This window comes from Ruminococcus sp. (genome assembly GCF_024684275.1).
In genome coordinates, this window is the sequence record NZ_JAIKXF010000023.1 from 70899 (window position 1) to 80508 (window position 9610).

The 9610-nt window shown below is 47.0% G+C and carries 8 protein-coding genes and 1 tRNA gene; 2 read left to right on the forward strand and 7 right to left on the reverse strand.

The features are described 5' to 3' along the window. The first annotated feature begins 203 nt into the window (after positions 1-203). Both K5677_RS03060 and K5677_RS03065 read left to right on the forward strand, forming a co-directional pair. The gene (locus K5677_RS03060; protein ID WP_296724507.1) at positions 204-3620 is read left to right on the forward strand and encodes a right-handed parallel beta-helix repeat-containing protein; all 3417 of its coding nucleotides are present in this window, start codon (positions 204-206) and stop codon (positions 3618-3620) included. A gap of 202 nt (positions 3621-3822) precedes the next feature. Next, a complete protein-coding gene (locus K5677_RS03065; protein ID WP_296724509.1) occupies positions 3823-5934 on the forward strand; it encodes a glycosyl hydrolase in 2112 nt (703 codons plus the stop codon). A gap of 38 nt (positions 5935-5972) precedes the next feature. Here K5677_RS03065 and K5677_RS03070 read toward each other — a convergent pair whose 3' ends face one another. The 7 genes from K5677_RS03070 to rpmB all read right to left on the reverse strand — a co-directional run bounded on the left by K5677_RS03070 (position 5973) and on the right by rpmB (position 9570). Then, the gene (locus K5677_RS03070; protein ID WP_296724511.1) at positions 5973-6722 is read right to left on the reverse strand and encodes a radical SAM protein; all 750 of its coding nucleotides are present in this window, start codon (positions 6720-6722) and stop codon (positions 5973-5975) included. Between the two features lie 126 nt (positions 6723-6848). Continuing rightward, positions 6849-7331: a dCMP deaminase family protein gene (locus K5677_RS03075; RefSeq protein ID WP_296724512.1), complete on the reverse strand. Its 483-nt coding sequence runs from the start codon at positions 7329-7331 to the stop codon at positions 6849-6851. A 134-nt stretch (positions 7332-7465) separates the two neighbouring features. Then, positions 7466-7537: transfer RNA gene (locus K5677_RS03080), tRNA-Gln, on the reverse strand. A gap of 57 nt (positions 7538-7594) precedes the next feature. Next, positions 7595-8065, reverse strand: a complete 471-nt coding sequence (locus K5677_RS03085) for a GNAT family N-acetyltransferase (protein WP_296724514.1) — start codon at positions 8063-8065, stop codon at positions 7595-7597. Continuing rightward, complete coding sequence (locus tag K5677_RS03090; protein WP_296724518.1) at positions 8062-8823, reverse strand: tRNA threonylcarbamoyladenosine dehydratase; 762 nt, start codon at positions 8821-8823, stop codon at positions 8062-8064. The genes K5677_RS03085 and K5677_RS03090 overlap by 4 nt, the downstream gene beginning before the upstream one ends. Before the next feature lie 12 nt (positions 8824-8835). Then, positions 8836-9309 (reverse strand): GNAT family N-acetyltransferase, encoded by a 474-nt coding sequence (locus K5677_RS03095; RefSeq protein WP_296724519.1) that lies wholly within the window; start codon positions 9307-9309, stop codon positions 8836-8838. Between the two features lie 75 nt (positions 9310-9384). After that, on the reverse strand, positions 9385-9570 hold the full coding sequence (gene rpmB / locus K5677_RS03100; protein ID WP_024859949.1) for a 50S ribosomal protein L28: 186 nt from the start codon (positions 9568-9570) through the stop codon (positions 9385-9387). Positions 9571-9610 lie beyond the last annotated feature (40 nt).

A 9610-nucleotide genomic window follows, 5' to 3' on the forward strand; every position in this document is an offset into this window, starting at 1 on the left:
CGTATAATGTACATTATATTGTTCAATGCGGCTGTAAATGACCGATTGTATGTGATTTATAAAGCATAATGACACAAAGTATCAGCTTATAAGTACTATATGTCATTGAAATGTTTCTGGGACGGATATATAATATAGTCAGTAAGAGGAAAAGCGCACGATAGCAGCGTTTTCAGAGGATATTAAAATTTGGAGGGATCATCATGAGAAATAATGTGATGAAGTTAAGAGCAGCTTCCGTTGCAGCTGCTGCAATGATGACTGTTTCTGCTGCTGTGGGAACAACGGCTTCGGTTCCCGGGATCAGATCAGGCTTGTCTGTCATCACTGCCTATGCTGCTGAAAGCAGCGTAAAGGTGCTAAGCAGCGCTGGCTTCGGCGAGGGAATGTACGCAACATGGTCTTCTGTTTCGGGAGCATCGGGCTACAATGTCTATGTGGACGGAACAAAGATAGACTCAATGCTCATCAGACAGTACAGCGGCTATATGAGAGCAGACGCTGTAGGTCTCAAGGCGGGCAGCCACACAATGAAGATAGTTCCTGTTATCGGAGGCAAGGAGGACGGCTCAAAGGCTGCCGAGGCAAAGGCAAATGCCTATGCACATGACAGAAGCGGATTTGGCTTCGTGAACGGAAATTCAAACGGAGCTTATAATGCTGACGGTACCCTTAAAAGCAATGCCATTGTCGTATACGTTACAAACGGGAATAAGGACAGCGTTACGGCAAGTATAGACGCCACAGGCAATGGTGCAGAGACTCTTACAGGCGTTCAGAATATCATCACAGGCTACAAGAAGGGCAAGGAATCAAGACCTCTCAATATCAGATTTATCGGAAATATCACAGATCCCTCCGTCCTGACAAAGGGCGACCTCATGGTGGATTCAGTAAAAGCAGGCTGTACTATCGAAGGTATAGGCAGCGACGCTGTTCTCAACGGTTTCGGAATCATTATCAAGAACAGCTCAAATATCGAGGTAAGGAATCTCGGCTTTATGAACTGCGACAGCACAGAAGGCGATGACTGCGGTCTACAGCAGGGCAACGATCATATCTGGGTGCATAACTGCGACTTCTTCTATGGAAATGCAGGCTCAGACGCCGATCAGGTAAAGGGCGACGGCGCACTGGATACCAAGACCTCTACTTTTATTACTCACTCTTACAATCACTTCTGGGACAACGGCAAGTGCAACTTGCAGGGCATGAAGTCTGAGTCTACAGAGAATTATATAACATACCACCACAACTGGTATGACCACTCAGACTCAAGACACCCCAGAATAAGGACCTGTTCCGTACACTGCTACAACAACTACTTTGACGGCAACGCAAAGTATGGTGTTGGTGTAACTATGGGCGCTTCGTGCTTCGTAGAGAACAATTATTTCCGCAACTGCAAATATCCTATGCTCATTTCCATGCAGGGCTCTGACGGTATCACAGGCGGTACATTCTCCGGTGAGGCAGGCGGTGTTATCAAGTCATTCGGCAACTATATGACAGGTCAGAAGGCTTACACTTCTTATCAGCAGAACACGACGGATTTCGACGCTTATGAGGCATCATCAAGAAACGAAAAGCTCAGCGGCGATGTTAAGGCTAAGAGCGGCGGAACTGCTTATAATAACTTTGACACATCAGCTGTAATGTACAGCTATACTCCCGATAATGCTTCAGATGTGCCTGCTGTTGTGACATCAAAGGCAGGACGAGTTGACGGCGGCGACTTCAAGTGGCAGTTCAATAATGCCGTTGATGATGACAGCTATGCTGTAAATCAGGGACTCAAGGACGCACTTGTTTCATACAAGGGCACTGTTACAGCTATAGGCAGCGGCTTCAAGGAGGACAATGCTCCTGCACCTGCTGTTACAACTACAACTGCTGCTCAGCCTGTAGTTACCAATATTACTACAACTACAGTCATTACAACTGCACAGCAGCCTCCTGCAGCAACGACTACAGCAGCTCCTGTGATCACTCCGGTAACAGGTGCTAAGGTGATATATGCTTCTCCGAACGGCGGCGGTGACGGAAAGTCCGAGAATTCACCTACAGACGTTCTCACAGCTATAAAATCAGTACCTGCCGGCGGAACTATCCTGCTTCTCGGCGGTACATACAAGTACACCTCAACTATCATGATAGAGGAAAGCAATTCCGGAAGCGCAGGTGCTTACAAGACCATTGCAGCTGCTCCTAATGCGACAGTAAAGTTTGACTTTACAGGACAGGCTGTTGACGGCGCAAACCGCGGCTTTGTTCTTGACGGCTCATACTGGCACTTCTATGGTTTTGAGATAGCCAACGCCGGCGACAACGGTATGCTTCTTTCAGGCGACAACAATATCATCGAGATGATGGTATTTGACCGCAATCAGGATACAGGTCTTCAGATTTCAAGATACAACAGCTCATACAATACTATTGCTCAGTGGCCTGCAAATAACCTTGTAAAGAACTGCACATCGCGCAATAACTGCGATGACGCAACTATGGAGAATGCTGACGGCTTTGCTGCCAAGCTCACCTGCGGCGAGGGCAATGTGTTTGACGGCTGTATCGCTTACTGCAACTCAGATGACGGCTGGGACCTCTACGCTAAGGAGGCAACAGGTCCTATCGGCAAGGTTACTATCAAGAACAGTATCGCATTCCGCAACGGATTTACCGAGGACGGCAGGGGCTACGGCGACTGCGACGGCAACGGCTTCAAGCTGGGCGGCGGCGGAGTAGGTACACGCCACTCTGTTGAGAACTGTCTCGCGTTTGAGAACCTCAACTGCGGTTTTACAGACAATAACAACCCTAAGTTCGGCGATATGAAGAACTGTACAGCATACAACAACGGTATCGGCGGCAAGGGCAAGGCAAACTATATGGTATATCGCTGTGATACCTCAGCTACATTCAACGGTATTATGTCATACATCAATACAGGCAAGGTTACAAAGACCAATGCTGCCGGTATCAAGGTCTCTAATGATAAGTTCGTAGGAAGCATGAACAATTCTGTTTACTACAACAGCAAGTATTACTATGCTAAGTCAAATACAACTATGACTAACGGCGCTAAGCTCGGTGATGTCATAACTCCTGCTGACAGCGATTTCATAAGCCTTAACGTAGGCGGTTTGGGTACAGATTTCCACAAGCAGTGGAGAAACAGCGACGGTTCTCCAAAGCCCGGCGGTTTTGCCGAGACGACAGGTTCGAGCCAGTACAAGAGTATCGGATACCATATGAGCGGCGGAGTTTCAATTACTGCTTCTCCCGATCCATATGATATAGATATGACTCCTGTTGAGACTGCTTCTTCAACAACAACTACGACCACTACAACTACAACTGCTGCTATCACTACCACTTCTTCAACTACCGTTCCTGTACCTGTCGGCAAGGCAGGCGACGCAAACGGTGACGATCAGGTGGATATGTCAGACGTTGTACTCATCATGCAGTCCCTTGCAAATCCCAACAAGTACACTATCGCTGCCGAAAACCGCGATAAAGCCGACGTTGAACACAAGGGCAACGGCATTACAACTGCCGACGCACTTTCTATCCAGAGATACCTTCTCGGACTTGTGCCAGCTCTCCCCGAATCCTGATAGATTTGGGTTCTCTCTAATATAATGACGTGAAAAAAGGAACCATGCCCCCCATAGGTTCCTTTTTTCATTATTTAAGCAAAATGCTTAAATAATCACAGAATTTTTACATATAAAACGGGGCTTTTGTGTTGACATAGGGCTTAAAAGATTGTATAATAAAGTTGAAATACTATTGGCGTATCCAATAAAGGAGGAAAATATGAAAAACAGACTAAAAAAATCATTGGCACTGGCAGCTGCGGGCGTTATGGCAGCAGTACAGTGCAGCTCCCTCTCTTTTTTCAGTTCCTTTGCAGCAGGTGAGGCGACTGCTGCGACTAAGTTCCCTTACACTATCGAGGGCGAGGACATGGAGGGCGCAGAGCTCTGGACAAGTATCTATCAGACAGAGATACCGGGATACTCAGGAAAGGGCTTCTATTATCTCACTGCTAAACCCGGCTCATTTGAGGTGAATGTTCCTGAGGATGGTATGTATTCTATCGTTGTTCACGGCGCACAGATACTCAATCAGGAGGGCAGACAGCAGGCTGTCAAGATAAACGGTGTAAAATACATTACTCAGGCTGCTTATTCAGATAAGTGGGTGGACTATGATTTCGGTATGGTACGTATGAATAAGGGCGTTAATACTATCGAGTTTATCAACGAGTACGGCTATATGGCAATAGATACAGTTACAGTTGACCACGCTCAGTTCCCCGACCTCTCAAAGGCGAGCGATACACCTGTAGATGCAAAGGCAACACCGGAGACTAAGGCTCTCATGAAGTATCTCAAGAGCGTTTACGGTAAGAATATCCTCTCAGGTCAGCAGGAGATCTATGGCGGCGGACATTCTGTTCAGACCACTATCCGCTATGACGCAAATGCAAATAAATGCGTTGATCAGGAAGGCGTCGAGTATGTTATCGACGAGGAGAGCTGGGATAAGACCGAGCAGGGCGAGAAGTTCCCGTGGCACTGCACAGGTCCCGACGGACAGGTCTACACATACAGCACTCAGAACCGCAATTATACATATAATGACTACGATTACGAGGTAAGATACCTAAAGAAGCTCACAGGTGAAGAGCCTGCTATCCGCGGCTTTGATTTTGGCAGCTACTGCCCATGTTATGCATGGGACGACGGCGTTGCACAGCGTATGATAGATTGGGCAGCTAAGAAAAACGGTATCTGTACGGCTTCATGGCACGTAAATGTGCCTACTCAGAAGGCTGACTATACTCTCGGAGAGCCTCTTGCCTTTGAAAAGACCACTTATACCGAAAAAACTGACTTTATTACTGCTAACTGCATGAAAAAGGGCACTATGGAGTATGATTATTTCCAGCTGTGCATGAAGAACCTTGCAGCAGAGCTGAAAAAGCTTCAGGACGCAGGCGTTCCCGTTATCTTCCGTCCCTTCCATGAGGCAGAGGGCAACCCCAGCCGTACCGATGATCCTATTGACGGCTCCGGAGCATGGTTCTGGTGGTCAAAGGAGGGCGCTGTAGTATATAATCAGCTGTGGGCTTTCCTACAGGATACCCTCACAAATGAATACGGTCTCCATAACCTCATCTGGGAGCAGAATCTCTATGCGTGGTCTGATAACTCCGCTAAGTGGTACTCGGGTGATGATAAAGTTGATATTGTAGGCTTTGATAAGTACAACTGCCAGTACAACCGCCATGACGGCAAACAGCAGGGCGTACCAAATGAGGATGCTGAGGCAGGTATATTCTATACTCTCAACAGATTCGTAAAGGGCAATAAAATGGTATCAATGCCAGAAAATGACTCTATACCCGGACTTAACAATATGCAGGTCGAACACGCTTACTGGCTGTATTTCTGTCCGTGGTATGATTCGGAGCAGGCTCATTTCCTCTGCGGTGAGGATTATCAGGACGCCGATTCAGTAAAGGCTCTTTATAACAGTGATTTCTGCATCACACTTTCAGAGCTTCCAAAGAATCTGTACAAGGGCGGCACTGAGCCTTCAACTTCATCGACAACAACTACAGTGAAGCCTGTAGTCACAACAACAACTACAACAGCTCCACTGCCGACAGATGTGAAGTATGGCGACGCGAACTGTGACAGCAGTGTGGATATGTCAGATGTGGTTCTGATCATGCAGAGCCTTGCAAATCCAAATAAATACGGCTTGAATGGTTCTGATGACAGCCATATTACCGCAAAGGGACAGCTCAACGGTGATGTTGATGTGACTGTAAAGGGCATTACCTCTAATGACGCTCTGAGAATACAGGAGTTCCTTCTCGGAAAGATAGCAGATCTTGATCCAAGCGCTAAAAAATAAGAAGACATAAAAAAAGCGGTCCATTGGACCGCTTTTTCTTATGGTTTGTAGTTTCTGATTATTTCGAGTATATCCATCTCATAGATATTTCCGCCGAGAACACTGCCGTCGGGATCAAATGACAGGGTACGGATATGCTTCGGATCGTCCTCATAGGGATTGGCGACAGAGCTGTCCTCGTCAAAGTATTCCGCAAGAAGCACCTTTGCGTTGCCCTGCGGAAAAATGATATTGCCCTCTGAAACGCAGAAGCCCTTGTCTGTGAATATCTTCAGCAGTCTGTGCGTTTCGTTGTTGTATGGATTGTCGTCCTCGGGGCTTCTCAGCCACGCAGGACTTAGAAAAATGGGAACTCCCACATTTCTCACAGATTCTGCAAAAAGCGTCACAGGCTCAAGTGGGATAGTCTCCTGATGAAAAGCGTCAACGGAAAGCAGAACGCGATTTACGCCGCTGTCGGCAAGCATTTGAGCGACTTCACGTATCCTGTTCTCATTTTTACTGAAATAGCCGTTGGTTATGACTTCATGCTGCGGTATATCAGCAGCTTTTGCAGCACTGTGTATCGTGCAGACGGTCTCAGGGTAGAGGAGAGGCTCTCCGCCGAAGGTCATCAGCGACTTTATATCGTAGTGTCGGCAGACCTTGGCAATGGCTCTTGCAGCCGCAGTGCCGTCTATATGGCTGCCGCTGAAAATGTGGCTTCCCTCGCTGCAATGTCTGCATTTGCCTGTGCAGCCCATTGTCACAACGAATTCTATTCTTTCAAGGTTTATGTATTTGTTCATATTAACTGCTCCTTTAATATTTTTTAAATATGTATGGCGCAGTATGGGAACTTTTCTTACTCGGTGGGACGTTCCCTTTATTACTGCACCGAGCAGTTAATTCGTTTTATCACCATTGTTTTCACCTTACACTGAAAGAGTTATATTCTTTCCGCTGGGCTTGTATTCCTCGGTTGTGACTCCACACTTGTCAAAAAGTATGCACGAAGCCTTTACACCGTCGGTATCGGCGTATTTGTTGCTGTAGTAGACCACACGCTTGATACCTGACTGTATTATAGCCTTAGCGCACTCGTTGCAGGGGAAAAGAGTTACATAGAGAGTGCAGCCGCTGAGACTTCCGAAGCTGCTGTTGAGGATAGCGTTGAGCTCCGCGTGGCATACAAAGGGGTACTTTGTATCAAGAGGGGAGTCGGCACTGCGCTCCCAGGGCATATCATCGTCGTCACAGCCTGTTGGCATACCGTTATAGCCTACGGAAACTATCTTGTGCTGGTCGTTGACGATACAAGCGCCTACCTGTGTGGAGTTGTCCTTGCTGCGCTGTGCGGAGAGCATTGCAATGCCCATGAAATACTCGTCCCAGCTTATATAATCGGTTCTTTTCATTGTTTTCACCTCGGTATTATTCGTAAATGATAATTTATAATAGCATATCTCAGGAAAATTGTCAATTGGTGAGCAGAATTTGCAGAAACTGCTTATAAAAAAACGCCCGACAGCATATGTCGAGCGTTTCAGGATTGGGGCAGCGGGATTTGAACCCACGAATGCAGGAGTCAAAGTCCTGTGCCTTACCGCTTGGCTATACCCCAAAAACTCACTAAAATATTATAACAAAAAAACAAACATAAATCAAGTCTTTGGGATATTTATTTTTGTTTTAACATAGGCTTTTCCATGTTGTCAAAACACAGATAATCGCCGTTTTTGGTCTTTATCGTGCAGTATTCCTTGAAAGTATAGCCGTATTTGAGATATATCGCCTTTGCGGGCAGTGATACGGAAAGCTCAGCCGTATGGTAGTTCTCGGCGATACGCTCCTCGGCAAAGCGCAGGAGAGCTCCGCCAAAGCCGCGTCCCTGATACTCAGGAAGCACAAAAAGCCGGTTTATCTCGTTTTTTTCGGTGGTGACAGTGCCTGCTGCCTGTTCACTGTCGGTATACAGCAGAAAAACATCGCCGTTTCTTATATCGCGGAGAATACTCTCGTCACTGTGATGGGTGAGAAAGAAGTCAACAGCTCCTGTGGGATAATAATGGGGATAGACAGCCCTAATTGTCTGCTGAGTTATATCTTTAACGGTTTCAAAGTCCGATTCCGCAGCGGCAACTATTTTCATGTGTCTTCCTCCTTTGAAGCATTTTTTACGATGTCCTTGATGACCTCGCCTGCGATTATAAGTCCAACTACTGAGGGCACAAATGCCACAGAAGCAGGCGTGGAGCGCCTTGAAGCGCCATTTCGCATATCAGTCTTGCCTGAGCCGTCGTCAACAGCCTGTCCCAGCGGCGTAAGAGGCTCCTCCTTAGAGTAGACGACCTTCAGCTTTTTTATACCGCGGCGCTTCAGCTGATAACGCATGACCTTTGCAAGAGGGCAAACCGAGGTCTTGTATATATCAGTAACCTCAAACCGCGTCGGATCCAGTTTGTTCCCTGCGCCCATTGAGCTGATAACGGGAACTCCTGCTGCTTTTGCCTGCATTATTATCTCGATTTTGCCTGTGACAGTGTCGATAGCGTCCACAACATAGTCGTACTGTGAAAAATCGAGCTTATCGGCGGTTTCTGGCATATAGAACATCTTGTGGCAGGTCACCTTGCAGTCTGGATTGATGTCGTGTATGCGCTCTGCCGCTGCGTCGGCCTTGTACATACCAACAGTGCTGTTAAGGGCGATTATCTGGCGGTTTATATTGGTGACGCAGACTTTGTCATCGTCGATGAGGTCAAGTGCGCCTACTCCTGAGCGGGCGAGAGCTTCTACGGTATAGCCGCCCACACCGCCTACGCCGAATACGGCAACACGGGAATTCGCCAGTATATCCATAGCTTCTCCGCCGAAGAGAAGCTCAGTTCTTGAAAAACGATCGGACATAGTATTGCTCCTTTATATCTCTCTGAACTTCTCCAGACGGTAAAGCCTTTCCTCATCAAGCTCTGCAATGCCGTTTTTGTAGTCGTAGCCGAACTTTCTGTAGAACTGGCAGCCTGTTATGGACGAGGGTATCTCTATACGCTTTGCACGAAGAAAGTACTCGTCATTTTCGAGAGTTTCCATGATGAGTCTGCCTACGCCCTTGCCCTGATACTCGGGGAGAACAAATATAGTGAACAGACTGCTCTCATCTTCCTTGCCCCAGTAAGGACCGATAGCTCCGCAGCCGATGATAGTATCGTTATCCTCTACTACATAAAAGTGCGTCCAGCTGGCGCGTTCGAGGATATTCTGAGGCTGCATGATTTTGACCCACTCTTCCATGGACTCGGCAGGGTAGTCCTTAACGTTGGATATTCTGATAGTTTTTATGACAAGAGCCGAAACTGCTTCTGCGTCGGCTGTTTCAAATCTTCTTATGTTCATGACCAAGCTCCTTCCGAAATAAATTGAAAAAAAGAGCGCTCCTTTAAGGAACGCTCTTAATTTACCGTTACATGATCAAGCTCTCTCGATCTTGCCTGAACGCAGACATCTTGAGCAAGCATAGATATGACAAGGAGTACCCTTGACGATAGCCTTTACGCGCTTTACGTTAGGCTTCCATGTTCTGTTGGAACGTCTGTGTGAGTGGGAAACCTTGATACCAAAGGTTACGCCCTTTCCGCAGATATCACATTTTGCCATTAGGTTGCACCTCCTTAACTAACCTGTAAAAATACAACAT